At 61.9% G+C, this 21180-nt stretch carries 20 protein-coding genes; 12 read left to right on the top strand and 8 right to left on the bottom strand.

Annotated elements, in window-relative coordinates:
• Positions 1-6 precede the first annotated feature (6 nt).
• Positions 7-3237 (bottom strand): efflux RND transporter permease subunit, encoded by a 3231-nt coding sequence (locus Q0718_RS09355; RefSeq protein ID WP_298916808.1) that lies wholly within the window; start codon positions 3235-3237, stop codon positions 7-9.
• Positions 3238-3242: 5 nt separating this feature from the next.
• Positions 3243-4370, bottom strand: coding sequence for an efflux RND transporter periplasmic adaptor subunit (locus tag Q0718_RS09350; protein ID WP_298916805.1), 1128 nt, complete (start codon positions 4368-4370; stop codon positions 3243-3245).
• A gap of 276 nt (positions 4371-4646) precedes the next feature.
• Here Q0718_RS09350 and Q0718_RS09345 point away from each other — a divergent pair, with 276 nt between their 5' ends.
• From Q0718_RS09345 to Q0718_RS09320, 7 genes are all read left to right on the top strand, one after another.
• Complete coding sequence (locus tag Q0718_RS09345) at positions 4647-6179, top strand: acyl-CoA carboxylase subunit beta (protein WP_298916801.1); 1533 nt, start codon at positions 4647-4649, stop codon at positions 6177-6179.
• Entirely contained in the window at positions 6149-7009 is an 861-nt protein-coding gene (locus Q0718_RS09340) for a hypothetical protein (protein ID WP_298916799.1), read from the top strand. The genes Q0718_RS09345 and Q0718_RS09340 overlap by 31 nt, the downstream gene beginning before the upstream one ends.
• On the top strand, positions 6991-7167 hold the full coding sequence (locus Q0718_RS13715) for a biotin carboxylase N-terminal domain-containing protein (RefSeq protein ID WP_366523857.1): 177 nt from the start codon (positions 6991-6993) through the stop codon (positions 7165-7167). Before Q0718_RS09340 ends, Q0718_RS13715 begins: the two co-directional genes overlap by 19 nt.
• Positions 7164-7400 carry a hypothetical protein gene (locus tag Q0718_RS09335; protein ID WP_298916796.1) on the top strand — a complete coding sequence of 79 codons (237 nt, stop codon included), beginning with the start codon at positions 7164-7166 and terminating at the stop codon, positions 7398-7400. The genes Q0718_RS13715 and Q0718_RS09335 overlap by 4 nt, the downstream gene beginning before the upstream one ends.
• The gene (locus tag Q0718_RS09330) at positions 7400-9427 is read left to right on the top strand and encodes an acetyl/propionyl/methylcrotonyl-CoA carboxylase subunit alpha (protein ID WP_298916794.1); all 2028 of its coding nucleotides are present in this window, start codon (positions 7400-7402) and stop codon (positions 9425-9427) included. Before Q0718_RS09335 ends, Q0718_RS09330 begins: the two co-directional genes overlap by 1 nt.
• A gap of 1 nt (position 9428) precedes the next feature.
• The gene (locus tag Q0718_RS09325) at positions 9429-9986 is read left to right on the top strand and encodes a hypothetical protein (RefSeq protein ID WP_298916792.1); all 558 of its coding nucleotides are present in this window, start codon (positions 9429-9431) and stop codon (positions 9984-9986) included.
• A gap of 62 nt (positions 9987-10048) precedes the next feature.
• Entirely contained in the window at positions 10049-11881 is a 1833-nt protein-coding gene (locus Q0718_RS09320) for an ABC transporter ATP-binding protein/permease (RefSeq protein WP_298916788.1), read from the top strand.
• Positions 11882-11889: 8 nt separating this feature from the next.
• Here Q0718_RS09320 and Q0718_RS09315 read toward each other — a convergent pair whose 3' ends face one another.
• Entirely contained in the window at positions 11890-12714 is an 825-nt protein-coding gene (locus Q0718_RS09315) for an outer membrane beta-barrel protein (protein ID WP_298916786.1), read from the bottom strand.
• A 156-nt stretch (positions 12715-12870) separates the two neighbouring features.
• Here Q0718_RS09315 and Q0718_RS09310 point away from each other — a divergent pair, with 156 nt between their 5' ends.
• On the top strand, positions 12871-13752 hold the full coding sequence (locus Q0718_RS09310; RefSeq protein ID WP_298916785.1) for an NAD(P)-dependent oxidoreductase: 882 nt from the start codon (positions 12871-12873) through the stop codon (positions 13750-13752).
• A 3-nt stretch (positions 13753-13755) separates the two neighbouring features.
• A complete protein-coding gene (locus Q0718_RS09305; RefSeq protein ID WP_298916783.1) occupies positions 13756-14178 on the top strand; it encodes a hypothetical protein in 423 nt (140 codons plus the stop codon).
• Between the two features lie 63 nt (positions 14179-14241).
• Here the strand turns inward: Q0718_RS09305 and Q0718_RS09300 are convergent, their stop codons facing one another.
• Positions 14242-15084 carry a hypothetical protein gene (locus tag Q0718_RS09300; RefSeq protein ID WP_298916781.1) on the bottom strand — a complete coding sequence of 281 codons (843 nt, stop codon included), beginning with the start codon at positions 15082-15084 and terminating at the stop codon, positions 14242-14244.
• 153 nt (positions 15085-15237) lie between these two features.
• Between Q0718_RS09300 and Q0718_RS09295 the strand changes: the two genes are divergently transcribed.
• Complete coding sequence (locus tag Q0718_RS09295; protein WP_298916779.1) at positions 15238-15636, top strand: DoxX family protein; 399 nt, start codon at positions 15238-15240, stop codon at positions 15634-15636.
• Positions 15633-16253 carry a DUF4329 domain-containing protein gene (locus Q0718_RS09290; protein ID WP_298916777.1) on the top strand — a complete coding sequence of 207 codons (621 nt, stop codon included), beginning with the start codon at positions 15633-15635 and terminating at the stop codon, positions 16251-16253. Before Q0718_RS09295 ends, Q0718_RS09290 begins: the two co-directional genes overlap by 4 nt.
• A 24-nt stretch (positions 16254-16277) precedes the next feature.
• Here the strand turns inward: Q0718_RS09290 and Q0718_RS09285 are convergent, their stop codons facing one another.
• The 3 genes from Q0718_RS09285 to Q0718_RS09275 all read right to left on the bottom strand — a co-directional run bounded on the left by Q0718_RS09285 (position 16278) and on the right by Q0718_RS09275 (position 18331).
• A complete protein-coding gene (locus tag Q0718_RS09285) occupies positions 16278-16616 on the bottom strand; it encodes a hypothetical protein (protein WP_298916775.1) in 339 nt (112 codons plus the stop codon).
• A gap of 962 nt (positions 16617-17578) precedes the next feature.
• Positions 17579-17878: a GIY-YIG nuclease family protein gene (locus tag Q0718_RS09280; protein ID WP_298916773.1), complete on the bottom strand. Its 300-nt coding sequence runs from the start codon at positions 17876-17878 to the stop codon at positions 17579-17581.
• Positions 17879-18091: 213 nt separating this feature from the next.
• On the bottom strand, positions 18092-18331 hold the full coding sequence (locus Q0718_RS09275; RefSeq protein WP_298916771.1) for a hypothetical protein: 240 nt from the start codon (positions 18329-18331) through the stop codon (positions 18092-18094).
• On the opposite strand from Q0718_RS09275, the gene Q0718_RS09270 reads away from it, so the two are divergent.
• Entirely contained in the window at positions 18330-19076 is a 747-nt protein-coding gene (locus tag Q0718_RS09270; RefSeq protein WP_298916768.1) for a hypothetical protein, read from the top strand. The two genes, Q0718_RS09275 and Q0718_RS09270, sit on opposite strands and share 2 nt — an antisense overlap.
• 242 nt (positions 19077-19318) lie before the next feature.
• On the opposite strand, the gene lepA is transcribed toward Q0718_RS09270, so the two are convergent.
• The gene (gene lepA / locus Q0718_RS09265; protein WP_298916765.1) at positions 19319-21142 is read right to left on the bottom strand and encodes a translation elongation factor 4; all 1824 of its coding nucleotides are present in this window, start codon (positions 21140-21142) and stop codon (positions 19319-19321) included.
• Positions 21143-21180 lie beyond the last annotated feature (38 nt).

Raw genomic sequence — 21180 nt, 5'->3', positions numbered from 1 at the left:
GGGGTGCTATTCGGCCGGGACCATGGCGGCGTCACTCCGCTTGCCCTGTCTCCAGCGTTTGATCCTTCCGCTCCAGACATAGGGGGCGGAGAGCAGGACCGGCGTCAGGAACAGGGTCAGAACGGTCGCAAAGGACAGACCGCAGACCAGCGCGTAAGAGAGCGGTTTCCAGATGTCCGACGTGCCGGACCCTCTGGGGTCGAACCGGCCGGTCGTGACGTCGGCGTCGAAACCGATCACCAGCGGCATCAGCCCGACCACGGTCGTGACCGTCGTCAGCACGACAGGCCGCAAGCGCTGCGCCGCCGTCCGAATGGCGGCATCCACGGGGTCGGAGCCACGTTCCAGCAAGCGCTGATACGTGTCGATCAGAACGATGTTGTTGTTCACGACGATCCCCATCAGGGCGATCACGCCGGTCAGGGTTAGCACCATGGAAACATAGGGATAGAAGGTCAGGCCCAGTAGCACGCCGAAGACAGATAGGATGACTGCGGAAAGCGTCAAGAATACGTGGTAGAAGCTGTTGAACTGCAGCAGCAGGATCACGCTCATCATGAACAGGATCGCGGCCAACGCAGCAATGAAGAAAGAGGCCGCCTCTGCGTTCTCCTCCTGCTGCCCGAGGAAGCGCCAGTCGACTTCGTCAGGCAACACGGCCTCGTCGTCCAGCCATTGGCGCAGCGCCTCGACCTGCACGTTCGGGGCGAAGCCGTCGGCCGTGTTGGCTTTGACCTCGTAGACGGCCGCCTGATTGCGGCGGGTGATGCTGTCCTCGCGCGGACGGGCGGTGCGCTCCACGACGGACGCTAGCGGAATGGCGCCGCTGGGTGTCTGGATGCGAAGCTCGTCGAGAGCGCGGATGTCGCGCGCGCTTTCGGGCAGGCGGATGCGGATATCGACTTCCTCGTCATTGTCGAGCGGGCGAAAATAACCGACCAGCGCGCCTTCCGTGACGAACTGGACCGTCTGGCCGATGCGGTTGATGTCCAGGCCAAGCCGGCCGGTTTCTTCGCGGTCCACGTCCAGCTGCCATTCGACACCGGGCAGGGGCAGGGTGGTCTCGATATCGATGACGCCGTTCATCTGCTGCAGATAGCTCTCCGCCAGACGCGTCGCCTCGGCGACGGCCAGGCGGTCGCGGCCGGAAAATTCGATCCCGATATCCTTGCCGATCGGCGGACCATTGCCGGCGGCTGTCACTTCGGGAATGACGCCGGGCATGTCGGCCACGGCGAGGCGGATATCCTCGATGATTTCCATCACGCCGCGGCGGTCGGAGAAATCCTCCAGCTGGAAGAAGACCTTCACGACGGCATCGCCCGGTTCATCGGCCAGACCGTCCATCTGCGCCCCGCCGCCGCCAATCGCGCCGGCCACGGCATAAACGCCTTCAATGCCCTCGATCCGGGCCTCGGTGATCCGGCGTTCGACTTCGAGCGCCAGGTCCAGCTTGGCTTCGGGCGTGGAATTGCCGCGCGCACGGATGAAGGCATAGACCTGGTCGGACGGGGTCTGGGTGAAGAATTCCACCGGCTTGGGCGGCGGACCGGCCATGGACCGGCCGAAGGCGAAAGTGATCACGGCGCAAAGCAAGATGACCGCACCGAGAACGAGCAGCGGGAACCGGATCAGCGACTTCACCAGACGGACATAGATGCCTGTCAGGCCGGTCAACTTGGCAGGATCGCCGCCTTCGCCCGCCAATGCCAAAGCCTGGTCTGAAACGTCCTTGGGCGGCCCTTTGAACAGGCGTTCTCGCAGATTGCCCAACACTGCCCCGATCGTGGGCAGGAAGATCAGCGCCATCAGGACCGAAGCTGATAGCACGTAGATCATGGTCAGCGGGAAATAGGCCATGAACTTGCCGGTGATCGTTTCCCAGAACAGCAGCGGCGCGAAGGCGGCCAAGGTTGTCGCGGTCGAACTGATGATCGGCCAGAACATGCGTTGGCCGGCCATCTTGTAGGCCTCCTTCGCGCCGAGCCCTTCGGCCAGTTTGCGGTCCGCATATTCGATGATGACGATGGCGCTGTCGACCAGCACGCCGACCGACAGGATCAGGCCGAACAGGATCATCATGTTGATCGTCTCGCCCTGCACCCACATGATGAAGAGCGAGATCAGGAAACTGCCTGGAATGGCGAAACCGACGAACAGCGCGGACCGCAGGCCCAGCGCGATCAGGCAGACCACGAAGACCAGCAGGATGGCGTTGATGATCGAGCTCGACAGGGAGCGGACCATTTCCAGTATATAACGCGACTTGTCCTGGCTGTATTCGACCTGGATCGTCCCCGGCCAGTCTTCGCTGGCTTTGTATTCGTCCACGACTCCGCGCACGGCTGTGATGGTCTCCAGGATGTTTTCGCCGGTGCGTTTCTTGATCTCCAAACTGACGGACTTGTTGTTGTTGTAGCGTGCGAAGCTTTGCGGGTCCTTGTAGGTCCGGCGCACGACGGCAATGTCGTCCATGCGCACCACGGCACCGCTCGCATCCGAACGCACGACCAATTCGGCCAGATCGCCCGCATCCTCGATCAGGCCGGGCAGCTTGACGTTAAACTGTCCGTTGGACGTTTCCAGCGACCCGGCGGTGATGAGTTGATTGTTGCGGGATACGGCAGCAGCGAGTTCGTCGAATGTGATGCCCGCCGATTCCAGCAAGGTCGGGTCGACAACGGCTTCCAGCACGTCGGTGCGTTCCCCGGATATGTCCGCGCCCAGAATGGACGGAATCCCCTCGATGCGCTGCTGCAGCTCCTTGGCCGTGTCCTGCAAGGTGCGTTCCGGTACGTCGCCGAACAGGTTGACGACGAAGATCGGCGTGCTCGACGTGTCGATTTCCTCGACGACCGGTTCCTTGGCCTCTTCGGGGAATTCGGCGCGGGCACGGTCCACGGCTTCCTGCACGTCCAGCACAGCCTGGTCCTGATCGAAGGACGGCGTAAATTCCAGGATGACATAGGCGGCATTGTTGGTCGCGACCGCGTCCATCTGCTTCAGCCCGTCGATGGACTTCAGCTCCGTCTCCAGCGGGCGCACTAGCAGGCGTTCGGCGTCGTCGGGCGACACGCCGGGCAGCACGACGCGCACATTGACGAAGGGCACGGGAATGTCCGGTTCGGCGTCCAGCGGCAGCTGGTTGACCGCGACCAGGCCGCCCACGACGATGAAGAGCATCACGCCAAGCGTCACCCGCCAGGCATCGATGGCATATCCGACGATCTTTTCCATGGGAGTCAGTCCAGCCGCGGCGGCGTGCTCAGCCCGGCAACCGCTGCCCCGTCGCGCACATCGCTTTCAAGCCGCGCATCGACTTCGGTTCCGACGGAGACGTAATCCTGGCCCTCGATGATGATGCGGGTGCGCTCCGGCAGGCCGGACACCCACAGGCCTTCGCGCGTTTCGTCGATCTGCCGGATGTTGGCGAAGCGCACACGGTCAGAAGCGTCCAGATAGCGCACGCCGACATTGCCGTCATCGTCCAGCGCCATGATGCCGGATGGCACAAGGCTGGCCATCGCCTCGCCGATTTTCAGTGACAGGGTCGCCGACACGCCCGCTTTCAACGCGTAATCCTCGTTGGGCAGGGATGTCTCCATCTGAAAGGTGCGCGTGGCCGGATTGGCGACGGATTCGATGAAGGAGACCGTGCCGGCCACGGTCTGACCGGTCGCGAGCCGGACTTGCACCTCCTGCCCCATTTCCACCTGGCCGACCTGTGTCTCGGTCAGTTCGGCTTCCAGTACCAGCGGGTCGAGCTCGACGATGGCGGCGCAAGGCTGGCCCGGCGACAGATAGTCGCCGATCTCGGCCAGGCGCTCTTCATAGATGCCGGAAAACGGCGCGCGCAGCACGATGTTGCCCAGTTCGATCTGCGCCTGTTTCAGGGAGGCGCGAGCCGCATCGACGGCCGCCCGATCGCCATTCAGCGAAGTCGGGGCGCGGAAGCCCCGTTCGACCAACGCCTGCGTGGCGGTCAGGTCGGCTTCGGCCTTGTCCAGCTGGGCGCGGGCCTGCTCGACCATGGCCTGGCGGGCATCCGTGTCCTGGCGGCAGATCACATCGCCGCGGTTGACACGCGCGCCTTCGCGTACTGGGGTCGCAACCAGCGATCCGGGCGTCTTGGCCTTGACCTCGACGCGGCGGTTGGGTTCGGTTCGTCCATATTGCGTCAAGCGGATCGGGTGGCGTTCGGCGGTGACCGGGCGCACGATGACGGTCGGCAGCGCCGCCGTCGCCGCAGTGTCTCGCTGTTCCAGATCGGAATAGATGTCGCGGTCGTCACTGGCCGATCCCAATGCGAACCACAAACCGAACGCGATCACGACCGCGGCAGCCACCAGATAGGAGGGTTTGAGTTTCATGGCGGCCTTCTTACGCGCCGAAATCCGAACGGGGCGCTAAATTCGCAGCAACATAGCCTCTTGCCGTTCTTCACTATTGCATGGAACCGGCGAGGCAACGTCGAAATATGCAAGCTTGCGCCTCATTAACGCATGACGTTTCGCGAATTTTACCCGCCCAGCGCTCTTTCCAAGCCAGAACGGGCTTGCACGACCCGTTCCGCCTCGTCAGGTTGCGGGGATGCAAAGGCCCGCACGAAAGACGGGTTTGAACAGGCGGGTGGCTGGGAAAACCGTATGAGCACCATTCTCGATCAGTTGAACGAACGGCGCGAGACCGCGCGCCAGGGCGGCGGAGAGCGGCGCATCGACGCGCAGCACGCCAAGGGCAAGTTGACCGCGCGCGAACGGCTCTCCCTGCTGCTCGACCCGGGCAGTTTCGAAGAATTCGACATGTTCGTCACCCACCGCTCCACCGATTTCGGCATGGATGCGTCCAAGCCGGCCGGCGACGGGGTGGTCACGGGCTGGGGCACGATCAACGGCCGTAAGACCTTCGTGTTTGCGCAGGATTTCACCGTCTTCGGCGGCAGCTTGAGCGAGACCCACGCGCAGAAGATCACCAAGGTGCAGGAAATGGCCATGCGCCACGGCGCGCCCATCATCGGCCTGCAGGATAGCGGCGGCGCGCGCATCCAGGAAGGCGTCGCGGCGCTAGCGGGCTATACGTCTGTCTTCCAGAACAATATTCTGGCGTCAGGGGTGATACCCCAAATAAGCGTCATCATGGGTCCGAGCGCAGGCGGCGCGGTCTATTCCCCGGCGCTGACCGATTTCATCTTCATGGTGCGCGACAGCTCCTACATGTTTCTGACCGGACCGGATGTGCTGAAGACCGTGACCAACGAAGTCGTCACGGCCGAGGAGTTGGGCGGGGCCAAGACGCACACGACCAAGTCCAGCGTCGCGGACGGCGCCTATGACAACGACATGGAAGCGCTCGCGGAAATCCGCCGCCTGTTCGACTTCCTGCCGCTGAACAACCGCGCCGAGGTGCCGGTCCGGCCCTTCTTCGACGCCCACGACCGCATCGACGAGTCCCTCGATACGCTCGTCCCTAACAATCCGAACCTGCCCTACGACATGCGCGAACTGGTGCGCAAAGTCGCCGACGAGGGCGACTTCTTCGAAATCCAGAAGGACTTCGCCAAGAACATTTTGTGCGGGTTTATCCGCATCGAAGGCCAGACGGTTGGCGTCGTCGCCAACCAGCCCATGGTGCTGGCCGGTTGCCTCGATAGCGACGCCTCGCGCAAGGCCGCGCGCTTTGTCCGTTTCTGCGACTGTTTCGACATCCCGATACTGACCCTGGTCGATGTCCCTGGCTTCCTGCCCGGCACGGACCAGGAATATGGCGGCGTCATCAAGCACGGTGCCAAACTCCTCTATGCCTTCGGCGAAGCCACCGTGCCCAAGGTCACCGTCATCACGCGCAAGGCTTACGGCGGCGCCTACTGCGTCATGGCCCCCAAACATCTGCGCGGCGACATCAACTACGCCTGGCCCACGGCGCAAATCGCCGTGATGGGCGCAAAGGGCGCGGTGGAGATCCTGCACCGCAAGGATTTAGATGATGCGGAGAAGACGGCGGAACACGTCGCGGATTACGAAGAGAAGTTTCTAAGCCCGTTCCGCGCGGCGGAGCGCGGCTACATTGACGAAGTCATCCAGCCGAGGAGTACGCGGAAACGTGTGGCGCGGGCCTTCGCACTAGCCAAGGACAAGCAGCTCCAGAACCCGTGGAAGAAGCATGGGAACTTGCCGCTGTGAAAGGTACTATTAACTGGAGTTCTGGACACACCCGCCTGCGTTACCAATCAGTGTTGTCCGCCCTTATTTTTGCCTCGATAGTCGATATGGGTGTTAAAAAAGCAGGTATCCCGGGGTTTTTTGTGTTTAAGGAAAGTCCAGATGAGACGATCTTGAGAATTGGCACGCTTCTTTTTGCCCTGTTCTCTATGGTAAGTTTTTGGATGCAAGATAGATTGGAATATAACACGCGACATGACACAATAAAGTCCTGCATAACGCTTCTTCAAAGTAATAACAATTTTTATATCGATAAGGTGAGAGTTGATAAATATGTCGCGGAAAAATTAGGGGAGTACTTATCGAAAATCGATAGTCATAACTTCGCTAAGGAGGAGAAAGCAATATGGATAAAGGGTAATGACTTACAAATTCAGACTGACAGCGCGAAAGGCGCAATTAAAGTCTTCAGAATGCATATGGACTCGATTTCAAAAACATTAAGTTCGATTGATGACCTATTCCCGAATGAGCCAGCGCAAATTGAAATGTTAAAAGGGTCTTTGGAGCATCAGCGAGAAATGGTTGAGTCATTAAATTTCGACACTGAAATATCGAGTAGTGCTCTAGGCGACGGCTATAAGCGTGAGAGTATCGAGCATATACGATTATTTATGAATTCTCTTCCGCGTACATATCGGTTTATGATTGGTCTTAATGATGAAGTATTAGATCAACTTCGAAATCGAAGTGTTTTGAGTAAGATCCAGTCGCGGATCCTCCCGTTCTGGGTGCCATTTATGGCGTCGTTTTTGTTTTTAGCCGTCGGGGCTTGGCTTTGGGCGATGTAAATAAAACCCTCATCGCTAATCACGGCGAGATCGCTTGCCGAGTCATTAAAACGGCGCGGCGCATAGGTATTGCGACCGTTGTGGTTTATTCCGATGCAAACCGGAACGCTCTCCACGGCTCTATGGCAGACGAAACAGTTCGGATCTTCAAGGCATGATTTCGGAGATGCCCCAGAACCGTCGGAGGCCGGTTCAGACTAAATATGGCTCTTTCTGGGCGGATGATGTGCCGGGAGAGTCCGTCAATGATGACGGAACACCGGCTCCGGCCATCAATCAGCTATTCTATTCAAACCCAGGTTCAGGTGCAGCCCTCATTATCGTTGGTGGCATGCTTGCTATCATGCTGGCCGTTACCTTCGTCATTCTCGCTTTGTTCGGAGTCGTCTGATGATTTCCAAAATCCTCATCGCCAATCGCGGCGAGATCGCTTGCCGGGTCATCAAGACAGCGCGGCGCATGGGCATCGCGACCGTTGCCGTCTATTCCGACGCTGACAAGAACGCGCTGCACATCTCCATGGCGGACGAGGCCGTGCACATCGGCCCGCCGGCCGCCGCCGACTCCTATCTCGTGCAAGACAAGATCATCGACGCTTGCCGTCAGACGGGGGCGGATGCGGTGCATCCGGGCTATGGATTTCTATCGGAGAATGCGGAGTTCGCGGAGCGGCTGAAGAGCGAGGGCATCGTCTTTATCGGGCCGAACCCGCATGCTGTGGTATCGATGGGTGACAAGATCACGTCGAAGAAGCTTGCGGCGGAAGCGGGCGTGTCGACCGTGCCGGGCCATATGGGGCTGATCGAGGACGCCGAAGAAGCGGTGAAGATTTCGCAGCAGATCGGTTATCCGGTGATGATCAAGGCCTCGGCCGGCGGCGGCGGGAAGGGGATGCGGATCGCCTGGACCGATGACGAAGCGCGCGAGGGGTTCGCGGCGTCCAAATCCGAAGCCGCGAGCAGTTTCGGCGACGACCGCATCTTCATCGAGAAATTCGTCACCCAGCCGCGCCATATCGAAATCCAGGTGCTAGGCGACAAGCATGGCAATGTCATCTATCTGGGCGAGCGCGAATGTTCGATCCAGCGTCGCAACCAGAAGGTCATCGAGGAAGCGCCGTCGCCCTTCCTGGACGAGGCCACCCGTGCCGCCATGGGGGCAGAATCCGTCGCGCTGGCCAAGGCCGTCGATTACGACAGCGCCGGGACGGTCGAATTCATCGTCGATGGCGACAGGAATTTCTATTTCCTGGAAATGAATACGCGGCTGCAGGTGGAACATCCGGTGACGGAACTGATCACGGGCGTCGATCTGGTCGAACAGATGATCCGCTCCGCGCAGGGCGAAAAACTCGCGATCAGGCAGAAAGACGTCGAACTGAACGGCTGGGCCATCGAGAGCCGCATCTATGCGGAAGACCCGTTCCGCAACTTCCTGCCCTCCATTGGCCGCCTGACCCGCTACCGCCCGCCCGCCGAAGGCCCGCGCGAGAGCGGCGCCATCGTGCGCAACGACACCGGCGTGTTCGAGGGCGGCGAGATTTCCATGTTCTACGATCCGATGATCGCCAAGCTCTGCACCTGGGGGCCGGATCGGGGCGTGGCGCTAGACGCCATGCGGAATGCGCTCGACGTGTTCGAGCTGGAGGGGATTGGCCACAACATTCCCTTCCTTCAGGCCGTGATGGACCACGACCGCTTCATCCGTGGCGATATCACGACCGGTTTCATCGCCGAGGAATATCCGGACGGGTTCGACGGCGCGGAACGCAATGCGGGGACGATGCGCAAGCTCGCGGCCGTCGCTGCATTGATGCACGACGTCTCGGAACATCGCGCCGCGCAGATCTCCGGCGGCTTGCCGAACCACACGCGCCACGTGCCCGACCTCTGGCATGTGGACATTGGCGGAACGACCTACACGGCCGACATTCGCGGCAAGAAGGGTCTGCGCACGATCGTCATGGACGATCCGAAGGAGGACAAGGCCGCCATCGAGATGGAGGTGCTGATCAACTGGCAGCCGGGCGACAGGCTGGTCCGGGCCTTGGTGGACAATCAACCCCTCAACTTCCATGCGGCGAAGCGTCCGGAGGGCTATACGATCCGCCATCGCGGCTGTGAATTCTGCGTCAAGGTCCGCACGCCGGAAGCCGCCGCGCTCGCGCGCCACATGCCGGTCAAGGAAGCGCCCGACACGTCCAACCTGCTGCTCTGCCCCATGCCGGGCGTGATCGTGCGCGTCATGGTCGAGGAAGGCGACACGGTCGAGGACGGGCAAGCGCTCGCCGTGGTCGAAGCGATGAAGATGGAGAACACGCTGCGGGCGGAGAAGCGGGCCAAGGTGAGCGCGGTGAAAGCCGGAGCGGGGGATAATCTGGCCGTGGACGCAGTGATCATGGAATTCGAGACGGTGTGATATGGGATTCAATATCTGGAACATTGCCGTGCCGATTGCCGAGAAAGAGGCGGCGCTCGCTGCCATCGGTGTGGTCGAAGCCGATCAGGCCGATGAAGACTGCCAAAGCCCCTGCTCAGGCGCGGTTGGACCCAAGGGACATTACATAATTTGGAAGAATGGCAGACACGGCGATGTGTCGCCTTCGGAACTCGGCGCCCTCAAAAAGCTGACAGAGGCTCTCATCCTCAACGTCTATGAAGGGATCATGTGCGGTGAGTTGATACAATTGAGAGACGGCGCGGAGGTCTGGAGGATTGCCTATGAGGGCATTGAGGGCACGCCGGTCTTCATGCCGTCTGGCAATGTACCCCGCGAGGTCCTGGACCTTTACGAAGACCTCCTCTCGAAGCAGGCCGCCGAAGATGGGAAAGGCGGCATGTCCGCCGATCACACGTTCGAGATTTTGTCCATGTCATTTCAGAAAGCAACGAGCTTTAAATATGACATATCGTCCGGAACGGAATTCTACGTTCTCGAACCTGAACCCATCAAACCTTGGTGGAAGTTCTGGCAATAGAACGGGGTCGGCGACTGCATTGGCCTTGTTGAAAGCCTCCGCGCATACCAAGTAATCTTTCAATGCCACCCCCATCCCATCCCGACGCGACCGAGGTCGAAGAACGCGGCCTGCTCGAACAGCTTTCCGCCTTGCGCGGGCTCGTCCCCTATGTTCTGCCGCCAGGCGATCTGAACGCCAAGGTCCGCACCGTCATTGCGATCACCCTTGTCGTGATCAGCCAGTTCATCCTGGTCGGCGCGCCGTTCTTTCTCGGCAATGCGCAGGACGCCGTGGCCGATTCCGTCGGACGCGGCGACGCGTTCGTCCAGGTCGGTCTGTTCATCGCCTTCTTCATCCTCGGCTATGGAGGGCTTCGCGTCCTCTCGACGCTGTTTTCCGAAGCCCGCGAATATGTCTTCGCGCCCGTGGCGCAGCAGGCGCAGCGCAAGATCGCGACAGAGACTTTCGCCCATTTGCACCGGCTGTCCCTGCGCTATCATCTGGCCAAACGCACGGGCGGGCTGTCGCGCATCATCGAGCGCGGCGTGCGCGCGATCGATTTCCTGTTCCGTTTCCTGCTGTTCAACATCGGCCCGACGCTGTTGCAGCTCGTCATCGCGGGCGCAGCGTTCGCGGTGGCCTACAATGGCTGGTTCGCGCTGATCGCCATCGTCGTCGTCGTGGCCTATGTCGCCTTCACCGTCATGACGACGGAATGGCGGCTGAAGTTCCGGCGCGAGATGAACCGGCGCGACACGGAAAGCTGGGCGCGGGCGGTGGACAGCCTGCTCAACTACGAGACGGTCAAATATTTCGACGCGGAACGGCGCGAGGTCGAGCGCTACGACACGGCGATGGAAGCCTATGCCCGCGCGGCGATCCGCTCGCGCACCTCGCTCGCGACCGTGAACATCGGGCAGAGCTTGCTGATGAATGCGGGTATCGTGGCCAGCATGGTGCTGGCCGCCAATTTCATCCTTGGCGGCGAGATGAGCACGGGCGACATGCTGACCATCACGCTGGTGCTGAACCAGCTCTACCGGCCGCTCAACATCCTCGGCTTCGCCTACCGCGAGATCAAGCAGGCGCTGACCGATCTGGAGCGCATGTTCCAGCTTCTGGAGGAGCCGCCGGAAGTGACCGACGCGGCCCATGCCGTGCCAGTGGACGATATGCGCGGCCGGATCGAATTCGATCATGTCGATTTCCATTACGAATCCGACCGCGAAATTCTACGGGGGATCAGCTTCACGGTGGAGCCGGGCCAGACCGTCGCCGTCGTCGGGCCGACCGGGGCGGGCAAATCGACCCTGTCGCGCATCCTCTACCGTTTCTACGACATCGCCGGCGGCGCGGTGCGGATCGATGGGCGCGACATTCGCGACATCACGCAGGCGTCCTTGCGCGCCTCTATTGGCATGGTCCCGCAGGACACGGTGCTGTTCAACGACACGATCGGCTACAACATCGCCTATGCCCGGCCCGATGCCGACCGGACCGAGATCGAGCAAGCCGCCCGTGACGCGCAGATACACGATTTCATCGCCGCCTTGCCGCAGGGCTACGACACGCTGGTCGGAGAGCGCGGGCTGAAGCTTTCGGGCGGGGAGAAGCAACGCGTCGCCATTGCGCGCACGTTGCTGAAGGATCCGGCGATCCTGATCCTCGACGAGGCAACGTCGGCGCTCGACAGTGCGACGGAGACCGATATCCAGGCCGCGCTCGGCGTGGCGAGCGAAGGCCGCACGACTCTGGTCGTGGCCCATCGTCTGTCCACGATCCAGAATGCCGACCAGATTCTCGTCATGGACCAGGGCCGTATCGTGGAACGCGGCACGCATGCGCAGCTACTTGCGCGTGGCGGCCTCTACGCGGAACTCTGGTCCCGGCAGGACGCAGCCGTGGATGCTTGATACGCGGCCTAGAAGCGGCGCAGATAGGCGAGCGACAGGGAGTCGAGGCCGTTATCGCCGCCTTCATAGCGCGTATAGTCGAAGCGCACGCCGTCGAGCGGCGTGAGATCGTATTGCAGGCCCGCGCCGTAGGCGACGCCGACCCGCGTATCGGACGTCTCGAAGCGGTCGCCATTGTCGAATTCGAAATCGCGCGACGTCTTGGTGTTGTGGTAGCCTAGGCGGGCGTGGGCGGACACGCCCTGGCCGAGCGGGACGCGGCCCGTGGCGAAAGCGGCGATGGAGTGGTCCACCGCGTCCTCGATTTCGCCCGGTACGGCGGAGCCGTTGATGGTTGCGAAACGGTCGCTGTCGCCGATCACGCCGACGGAGCCTTCCACTTCGGCCCCGAAGAACGAGGCGCTCTGGTAGCCGATGCGGCCTTGCAGACCCGCATAGGGCTGGTCCGGATCGTAGTAGACCGCGCCCAATGTCCCGTAGGCATAGGCGGGTTGCGGCGCGAAGCCGCCGCGCAGACCGTAGCCGCCGGGGTAGGCCGGGCGGATGTGCGTGTGGTGTTTTAACGGCTGCGGACCGCCGTAAGGCGCCACGGCATAGGTCGCCGCGCATGGATCCACGTGACACGGCGAAGCGGGCACGGGCGCGACAGGCGGCGGTGGCGGTGCGTAGACGACCGGTAATGGCGCAGGCGCTGCGCACGGATCGTAGCCGCAGACTGCGCCGAGCGGCGCGGCCGGTCCCTGCCAGCCGGACTGGGATTGGCCGAAACCGACCCCGCCATAAGAACAGCCCCCCAGGGCCAAGACGGATATTCCGTATGCGAGAAGACGCATGGCCCACCCCCTTTGCGATAATCTGATCGTTTGATGACAGGCGACGCTTAAGGCGCCGTTCAGAGGCATGGTTAAGCCGCATTAAGGTGCCGCGCTTGCACGGGCCGCCGGGCTGGCCTAACCCGATGCTTTGCAAACGGATGAAGGACCGCCGCCATGCCATTCAAGGGACGCACGCTCATCATGTCCGGCGGGTCGCGCGGGATCGGCCTGGCCATCGCCAAGCGCGTCGCGGCGGACGGCGCCAACATCGCGATCTGCGCCAAAACGGCCGAACCGCATCCTAAGCTCGAAGGCACGATCTACACGGCGGCCGAGGAGATCGAAGCCGTCGGCGGGCAGTGCCTGCCCATCGTCTGCGACATCCGCGACGACGCCATGGTCGCGGACGCGGTGGCCAAGACGGTCGAGCGGTTCGGCGGGATCGACATCCTCGTCAACAATGCCTCGGCCATCGCCCTGACCCCGACGACGGCCACGCCGATGAAGCGGTTCGACCTGATGCACGGCGTCAATGCGCGCGGCACCTTCCTGATGAGCCAGGCCTGCCATCCGCACCTGAAGGCCGGCACCAACGCGCACATCCTGAACATCGCGCCGCCCCTGCTGATGGAGCCGCGCTGGTTCCGCAACCACGTCGCTTACACGATGGCGAAATACGGCATGAGCCTCTGCACGCTGGGCATGGCGGAGGAGTTCCGGGCCGACGGCATCGCGGTTAACTCGCTGTGGCCGATGACCTCGATCGACACGGCCGCCGTGCGCAACGTACTGGGCGGGGACGGCATGGCCCAGATGAGCCGCACGCCCGCCATCATGGCCGACGCCGCCTACGAAGTGCTGTCGAGGCCCAGCGCCGAGGCGACCGGCAATTTCCACATCGACGAATTCGTGCTGGCGGAAAGCGGCACGACGGATTTCGACCAGTACAACCAGCCCGGCCATTCCGGTCCGCTCGCCGCGGATTTCTTCGTCTCGACCGAGATGGTGGAGAATTCCGCCAGCGAGGTGTTGGAACATCCCGGCTACAAGGACTGATCCGTGGCCACCGCAAACGCCGTCGAACCGACGCCCGAGCAGATCCGGTCCTTCCTCGACAGCCACGAGGACGGCGTGCCAGTCTACATGCTGAACCTGCTGAAATTCAAACGCATCTCCACCTACCGCGATGGCCAGCAGGTCAGCGGCGCGCAGGCCTATGAGCGCTATGCGCAAGCCTTCGGCGACATGCTGCGCGACCTGGATATCGACGGCGTCGAGACTGTCTTCGGTGGCCAGGTCGACCGCTTTCTCATCGGCGGGGGCGAGGGCGAATGGGACGCCGTCGCCATCGTGCGCTACCCGGACAAGCGGTCCATGTTCGACGCCGTGTCGAGCGAGACCTACCGATCCTTCCATTTCCACAGAAAAGCCGGCCTGGAGGGCCAGCTTCTGATCGCCTGCGACGGATCGGGCGTGTTCTAGAAGGAAACGGGCCGCCCCCGCCGCCGGAAGATAACGGCGGGAGCGACCCTCCCCTTCACCCTTCTATCCGTATTCGCGGAAATATTCGTAGCCGAACAGGCTCTTGCCGGACGCCGGATTGTAGTATTGGCAGTAGAGCCGCTCGCCCGATTTCGGCGTGGTGCCGCGGCGCGTGGGCGACATCAGGAAGGACAGCGCCGTCTGGCCGCGCGCCTTCAGGTCCTGGTCGGCCGCCGTGGCGCGGTCGCCGTTCGAGCCGCTGGTGCACTCGGCGACACCCTCCGAATTGCCGCAGGCCAGCCGCATATGCGCTTCGCCCAGATAGCTGTCATTGGTCGGATATTCGCCGCGTGTCTCGGTCTCGTTGAGCGCGCCGTAGGCCCGGTCGTCGATCTTCACGCACTGGGTCTCGAACTCGCCCTTCGCCTTCAGCGCATCGGTGTCGTATTCCAGATACATGACCTCGCCGGTGCGCAGGTTGGGCAGGATGCAGCCGCTCTCGAACGACACGTTGCGGCGGTCGATGAAACCGGTGCGCGTTTCCGTGCTCATGCCCTTCTGGAAGGTGTATTCGCCCAGACGGCCATAGACGACCTTGGTCGGCTTCAGCCCGTCGCATTGAGTCAGCTCGGTCGGCTTGGCGGCGCCGCCCGACGGGGCGGCAGCGGCGGTCGTGGTCACGGATGTCGTCGTCGTGGTCGTCGTGGTGCGTGCGGGTGCGGGCGCGGGCGCGTCGTCCGAGCCGTTGATAACCTTGCGGATTTCCTTGGCCGCCTTCTTTTCGACTTCCTTCTTGGCGATGCGTTCCAGGTTCTTGAATTGGGCGTGCGCTGGCGCGGTGGCGCCGAGCAGCAGGATTGCGGCGAGCGCCGCGCGCAGACAGGTCTGGCGGGTCGGTGTCGTCATTGGTGGTTTACCCCTTTTGAATGATGGGCCGTGGATCGGCTGCGCGCCTTGTGCGCGCCCGCGCGCGCCATGCGAATGTCCCAGATGGGACAAACCCGCTGGAAACGTTCATTTGCGCTTTGCCGCTCCAAGCGATGCGCTATGGCCGGAGGGGTGACCGTTCGATCCTTCGTCTGCTGGGCGCTCGCCCTGTTCTTCCTGGCCGCGGGGTTCGCCCATTTCGCCCTGACCGACGATTTCGCCGCCATCGTCCCGCCGCCTCTGCCGTTCAAGCGGCAAATCGTGCAGCTGACCGGGCTGATGGAACTCGTCTTCGCCGTGGGCTTGGTCGTGCCGAAATGGCGCCGCGTCACCGGCTGGGCGCTCGCCGCGTACCTCCTCGCCGTCCTGCCCGCCAACATCCACATGGCGATCGAAGGCCTGCCGCTGGGCTCGCTCGACACGCCGGCGGCCCTGTGGGGCCGGGTGGCCTTGCAATTCCCCCTGATCGCGCTGGTCCTGTGGGCCACGCGCGCATACGGCTTCGGTCGCAGACATCGGAGCCGATCATGATAGACAGACGCCTTGTGAAGACCTTGGGCCTCGCCGCGTTCGCCCCGGCCCTGCTGTGGGCCTGTTCGCCCGAGCTCGTCGCCCTGGATTACGAACGCGCCGCCCCGCGCAGCGCGGCGGAGATCGACTATGTCAAGACGGTGCTGTCCCGGGTTCAGACCCGCTCCCTGGCCGAAGGCCTCGAGTTCTGCGGCTTCATCGGCCTGAACGACGAGGGCGAATTCGTCACCTGGGTGCCGACACGCGGCGAGGCGAATTTCTGCGAACCCGTCTTCAACTATCTCGACCGCAGTTTCAACGTGCTCGCCAACTATCACACGCATGGCTCGCCGTCGGTCGAACACGAAACCGAAACGCCGTCTTTCGTCGACATGTACGGCACGCATCTGGCGGGACAGGACGGCTATGTCGTGACGCCGGGTGGGCGGCTCTGGTACATGGACGGACAGGCCGTGACGGCCGAACTGCTCTGCGATGCCCGCTGCCTGCCGCACGATCCGGCCCATACGGACGATTTCGATTTCAAGGTCGGCGACGTGTTCGAGACGGACGATTTCGAGGTGCTGTACGGGCGCGAACCGATGGAGGACCGGGAGCCCGACCTCGGGGAGGACTAAGCGCGCGGCGTGTCGGTCGGGCATTCAGTCCGTCTTCGAGCTTTCCGCAATGCTTTCTTCCTCCGCGACCCAGCGCATCCAGCCCTCCCGGACCTGCTCGCGAGTCATGCCGCCGCAATGCGGGCACAGCGCGTCGCTCGGCACGCGGTGGAGGGCGCAATTCTCCCACATCTTGGCGATTTTCTCGACCAGATCGAGCCGGGAGGGCGCGGACAGCCCCTTATTGGCGTACGGGTTCGCATCTTCGTGCTGGCGGCGCAATTGGGCGAGCTCCTTGCGCGTGCGCTTGAGCTCCCATTCCAGCGCGATCTCGTTTTCGGTCACGAGCGGCTGGCGGGAATGGCGGGCGTGGCGTCGGGTCATGGGCGGGTCTCCTAGAATTTCCATGGGGTTTGAGTGTCGCGCAGCCGCCGACGCTGGCCGGCCGTCCCTTTTTTCAAGGGGGCTGGCGCGTGTGCGGTGCGGCTTCGGCGAAGCGGCACGAGCGCGGGCCCCGTTCCGCGAAGGAACGAGAGAGAACAACCTTTTCACACGAACCGAAGCCCGCGCCCCGGAGCCACGCGGCGGCTCGCGCCGTCGTCCGGCGGGGCCCGCAATGGGCGCACCCGCCGAGGCCGCCAGAGGCCGGTCGCGCTTGCGGCGCGTCCGGCATGGCGTCCGGCGCGGGAAGGGGCGCATCCGCCGCGACCCCTGACGGGCGGCGGCGGACTCGTATCTCGCCTTCCCGGCTGACGACGGCGCTCACCCCGCGGGACGGTCCGCGCTCCGTAAGCTCGCGAACCGTCCATGCACGATGGCACAGACTCCGGGCCCACCGACCGAGGTAACGGACCCCTCGTGCCTGGGGTGGGTGATAGCAATATGGCCCATGATCGCGTTTGCGCGGATACGATTGTCGGTTCGCCTGCGAAAACAGCGGGATGGGCGCCTCTAAATCGAGGATCGATCCTGCCCACGGCGGAAAGGCCCGCTCCGGAAGGCACCGCGAGCGCCTTTTCCTCCCCCGGACAGGGGGAGGAAAATGGGGCGGGCGGATATTCTTTCGTCGCCGCGCGCGGCTCCAGCGCGCCGAGCGACATGCACGCAACAGCGGTTGCCACAGGCAAATTTTCGCTAACGGCGAAAATAGCGAAGCGCCGTGAGCCTCAGCGAACGGACCTATGCGACGTATGAGAAGGATTGAAAGGTCCGGAGGACTGATCGACGCGGAGGGTCGGCCTGAGCGGGAGAGAAAGAGGCGCGACCATAAACCTGGCCCGCTCAGGCCGACTTGATCGGCCTGCCCATCACCCCACCCCATCGTCTGGCCAAGACTGTCCCACGCGCTAACCGAAATCCAACGGATCCAGCTTCAAATCGAACCAGTCCGGATTGTCCCGTTCGATCAACGCAATCTTGCACGACCGCTTCCACCGCTTCACCGCGTTCTCCCGCGCCACGGCATCCATGAGTAGGTCGTACGCCTCGTAATAGACCAACCGGTCGCACCCATGCTTTGCCGTGAAACCGTTCGGATTGGCTTTGGACTTATGCTCCCAGTTCCGCGCCGCCAGATCTCGCGTCGATCCCACGTAGATCGTCCCGTTCTTCCGGTTGACCATGATATAGAACCACCCGCCGGGCATAAGGGAGAGCTATGGGAGATGGGCTCGCCGATCAAGTCGGCGAGAGCGGGGGGAGGGGGAAGGCGCGACTCCTATCCTAGTCCGCTCAGGCCGACTTGATCGGCCTGTCCATCACCCCAAACAGCGTCTCGGCGCTAGGGCCGGCATGAAGCAGCAGATTTTGAGCTCTATCGCAATATTGCTACTGGAACATAGGGGGAACAGATGCTAACGTTAGTTAAGAATAGGTTTGCGAGTGAGGAGATCAAAAATTCTTAGTGCTGCCTCGGTCGAACGAGCTTTGGCTAAGACTTCTATTCCAGCAGCGCTATTTTGAGAGTCATACTCATACACAAAGTAGCCATAGTCTCCGCCAAGCCCTTTACCGCCACACTGATTGTAGGCTGTTTTGGAAAGAGGAGAGACACAAACCGTTCGCCCTCCTACTTCGGCACTTAAATAGAGATCATCCATGGCAAAGACCAAATATAAACTTCACGAAAACCCTCGGCTTTCAGCAAATCAGTTGGCGGAAATAGTTAACGCAAGTCCTTCTCGTCGTAAAACGATAATTCAGCAAGCAAAGTTTCCTAAGACTGCGATTGTTGCTCAGTATCGAGACGCTAGCGATGGAATCGTGAATTTTTTGACAAACGATGCAAGGACGTTGCCTAACTTTCATGCTAAGATAGAGGGACTTCAGGCCAAATTCGAAGACCCATCACTCTCAGAATGGAAAAGAAATGATGCATCACGTTCAGCGGAAGCCCTTTCTGCCGTGATGGCTTCTTATAACAAGACAGGGCTAGGATCACTTGACCTTAGAGCTCTACCACAGTCCAAGCCCAAGGTGAATATTGAAGGAGTTCGGATAAGTTCTTCTGCAGTCTGCAGTGTTCATGGCGTCTTTCGGAAACAACCGGCTGTGGGCTGTCTTTCACTTTACATTAATAAATCCGAGACTTCGGGTGCCAAGCGCATGGAGCATTGTAGGAGTGCCGCTGTAGTATCGCTTTTGTATGCAAAACAGCATCTCTCAGATTATGGTGCAGCGGTTCCGAAGATGAATCTCTCATACGATGTTTTCCAGGGTAAGTTGGTTCAAGCCCCTAACGGATATAAAACTCGCCTTGGAAACATGCACGCAGCCTGTGAGAGCGTTGTCTTATGGTGGGATCAGATCGACCCACCTTCAGATTATGATGGTCCAACGTGTTAGATCAATTACTGGACAATACACCCTTTCGCGGATTGAGAGTTACACAACGCTCCGTTCACCCCTCCGGGCCCATCCGCTCGCGGTAGCTCGCGGCGACGCCTTTGATCGGTCCCCCGGACCGATCATCCCGCTTTAGCGGGATCAGGCCGTCACCGCTGTGCGGTGATCCGTTCGGCTTACGCCTCACGGCGATGCGTTATATTTGATCCGCTGGATCAAATATTTTCAGGCGGAGCCTGAAATCACGCATCGTCCATCTTCAGCGCCGCAATGAACGCCTCCTGCGGGATCTCCACCCGCCCGAACTGGCGCATCCGCTTCTTGCCCTTCTTCTGCTTGTCGAGCAGCTTGCGCTTCCGGCTCGCATCGCCGCCATAGCATTTCGCCGTCACGTCCTTGCGCATCGCCGCGATCGTCTCGCGCGCGATGACCTTGCCGCCGATGGCGGCTTGGACGGGGATCTTGAAGAGGTGGCGGGGGATGAGGTCCTTTAGCCTCTCGCACATCTGGCGGCCTCGGCCTTCGGCGTTGTTGCGGTGGACCAGCATGGACAGGGCGTCGACCGGGTCGCCATTGACGAGGATGGACATCTTGACGAGGTCGCCCTCGCGCAGGCCGATGGCCTGGTAGTCGAAGGACGCGTAGCCCTTGGAAACGCTTTTCAGCCGGTCGTAGAAGTCGAACACCACCTCGTTGAGGGGCAGTTCGTATTCCACCATGGCGCGGCCGTTGATGTAGGACAGGTTGGTCTGGATGCCGCGGCGATCCTGGCAGAGTTTCAGGATGGAGCCGAGATGCTCGTCCGGCGTCATGATCGTCGCCTTGATCCACGGCTCCTCGATATGTTCGATCTTCATCACGTCCGGCATGTCGGCGGGATTGTGCAGCTGCATGTCCGTGCCGTCGCGCATTTTCAGCGTGTAGACGACGGACGGCGCGGTGGTGATCAGGTCGAGGTCGAATTCGCGTTCCAGCCGTTCCTGCACGATCTCCAGATGCAGCAGGCCGAGAAAGCCGCAGCGGAAGCCGAAGCCGAGCGCGGCGGAAGTTTCCATCTCGTAGCTGAAGGACGCATCGTTCAGGCGCAAGCGGCCAACGGCGGCGCGCAGATCTTCGAAATCCGCCGCATCGACCGGGAAGATGCCGCAGAAGACGACGGGCTGGGCCGGTTTGAAGCCGTCCAGCGCGGTCTCTGTCGGGCGCTTGTCCTCGGTGATGGTGTCGCCGACGGCGGCGTCGGCCACCTCCTTGATGCTGGCGGTCAGGAAGCCGACTTCGCCAGGGCCGATGGAGGCCATGTCGGTGGGTTTGGGCTTGAACACGCCGACCTTGTCGACCGTGTAGGACGCGCCGGTGTTCATGGTGCGGATACGGTCGCCCTTCTTGACCGTGCCTTCGATGATGCGAAACAGCACGACCACGCCCATATACTGGTCGTACCACGCATCGACGAGCAAAGCCTTGAGCGGCGCATCCGGGTCGCCGTGATCCGGCGCGGGCAGGCGGGTGGCGATGGCTTCGAGCACGTCCTCGATGCCGAGCCCGGTCTTGGCCGAGGCTTCGACGGCGTTCGACGTGTCGAGGCCGATGACGTCCTCGATCTGTTGCTTCACGCGGTCGGGCTCGGCGGCGGGCAGGTCGATCTTGTTCAGGACCGGCACGATCTCGTGGTCGTGTTCGATGGCTTGGTAGACATTGGCGAGGGTCTGGGCTTCGACGCCCTGGCTGGCATCCACGACCAGGATCGAGCCCTCGCAGGCGGACAGGCTGCGGCTGACCTCGTAGGCGAAATCGACATGGCCCGGCGTGTCCATCAGGTTGAGGATGTAGGTCTCGCCGTCGCGGGCCGTGTAGTCGAGCCGCACCGTCTGCGCCTTGATGGTGATGCCGCGCTCCTGCTCGATATCCATATTGTCGAGCACCTGCTCGCTCATCTCCCGGTCCGTCAGCCCGCCGCAATGGGCGATCATCCGGTCGGCGAGCGTCGACTTGCCGTGGTCGATGTGGGCGACGATGGAGAAGTTGCGGATCTTGCTCTGGTCGGTGGGGGTTTGCGCAGTGGACATGGGCGCGAGGTAGGGCGAGCGGGGGTTTCGCGCAAGCG

The organism is uncultured Algimonas sp. (assembly GCF_947498175.1).
In the GTDB taxonomy this organism is placed as follows: Bacteria; Pseudomonadota; Alphaproteobacteria; order Caulobacterales; family Maricaulaceae; genus Litorimonas.
The sequence above is the reverse complement of the archived record's forward strand: the minus strand, read 5'-3'. Positions and strand labels throughout refer to the sequence as shown.

Coding starts and splice junctions, on each gene's coding strand:
- Q0718_RS09320 (WP_298916788.1), top strand. CDS start 10,049: ATGCCACCCCCATCCCATCCCGACGCGACCGAGGTCGAAGAACGCGGC.
- Q0718_RS09310 (WP_298916785.1), top strand. CDS start 12,871: ATGCCATTCAAGGGACGCACGCTCATCATGTCCGGCGGGTCGCGCGGG.
- Q0718_RS09330 (WP_298916794.1), top strand. CDS start 7,400: ATGATTTCCAAAATCCTCATCGCCAATCGCGGCGAGATCGCTTGCCGG.
- Q0718_RS09355 (WP_298916808.1), bottom strand. CDS start 3,237: ATGGAAAAGATCGTCGGATATGCCATCGATGCCTGGCGGGTGACGCTT.
- Q0718_RS09315 (WP_298916786.1), bottom strand. CDS start 12,714: ATGCGTCTTCTCGCATACGGAATATCCGTCTTGGCCCTGGGGGGCTGT.
- Q0718_RS09335 (WP_298916796.1), top strand. CDS start 7,164: ATGATTTCGGAGATGCCCCAGAACCGTCGGAGGCCGGTTCAGACTAAA.
- Q0718_RS09350 (WP_298916805.1), bottom strand. CDS start 4,370: ATGAAACTCAAACCCTCCTATCTGGTGGCTGCCGCGGTCGTGATCGCG.
- Q0718_RS09270 (WP_298916768.1), top strand. CDS start 18,330: ATGGCAAAGACCAAATATAAACTTCACGAAAACCCTCGGCTTTCAGCA.
- Q0718_RS09290 (WP_298916777.1), top strand. CDS start 15,633: ATGATAGACAGACGCCTTGTGAAGACCTTGGGCCTCGCCGCGTTCGCC.
- Q0718_RS09345 (WP_298916801.1), top strand. CDS start 4,647: ATGAGCACCATTCTCGATCAGTTGAACGAACGGCGCGAGACCGCGCGC.
- Q0718_RS09325 (WP_298916792.1), top strand. CDS start 9,429: ATGGGATTCAATATCTGGAACATTGCCGTGCCGATTGCCGAGAAAGAG.
- Q0718_RS09285 (WP_298916775.1), bottom strand. CDS start 16,616: ATGACCCGACGCCACGCCCGCCATTCCCGCCAGCCGCTCGTGACCGAA.
- Q0718_RS09280 (WP_298916773.1), bottom strand. CDS start 17,878: ATGCCCGGCGGGTGGTTCTATATCATGGTCAACCGGAAGAACGGGACG.
- Q0718_RS09300 (WP_298916781.1), bottom strand. CDS start 15,084: ATGACGACACCGACCCGCCAGACCTGTCTGCGCGCGGCGCTCGCCGCA.
- lepA (WP_298916765.1), bottom strand. CDS start 21,142: ATGTCCACTGCGCAAACCCCCACCGACCAGAGCAAGATCCGCAACTTC.
- Q0718_RS09275 (WP_298916771.1), bottom strand. CDS start 18,331: ATGGATGATCTCTATTTAAGTGCCGAAGTAGGAGGGCGAACGGTTTGT.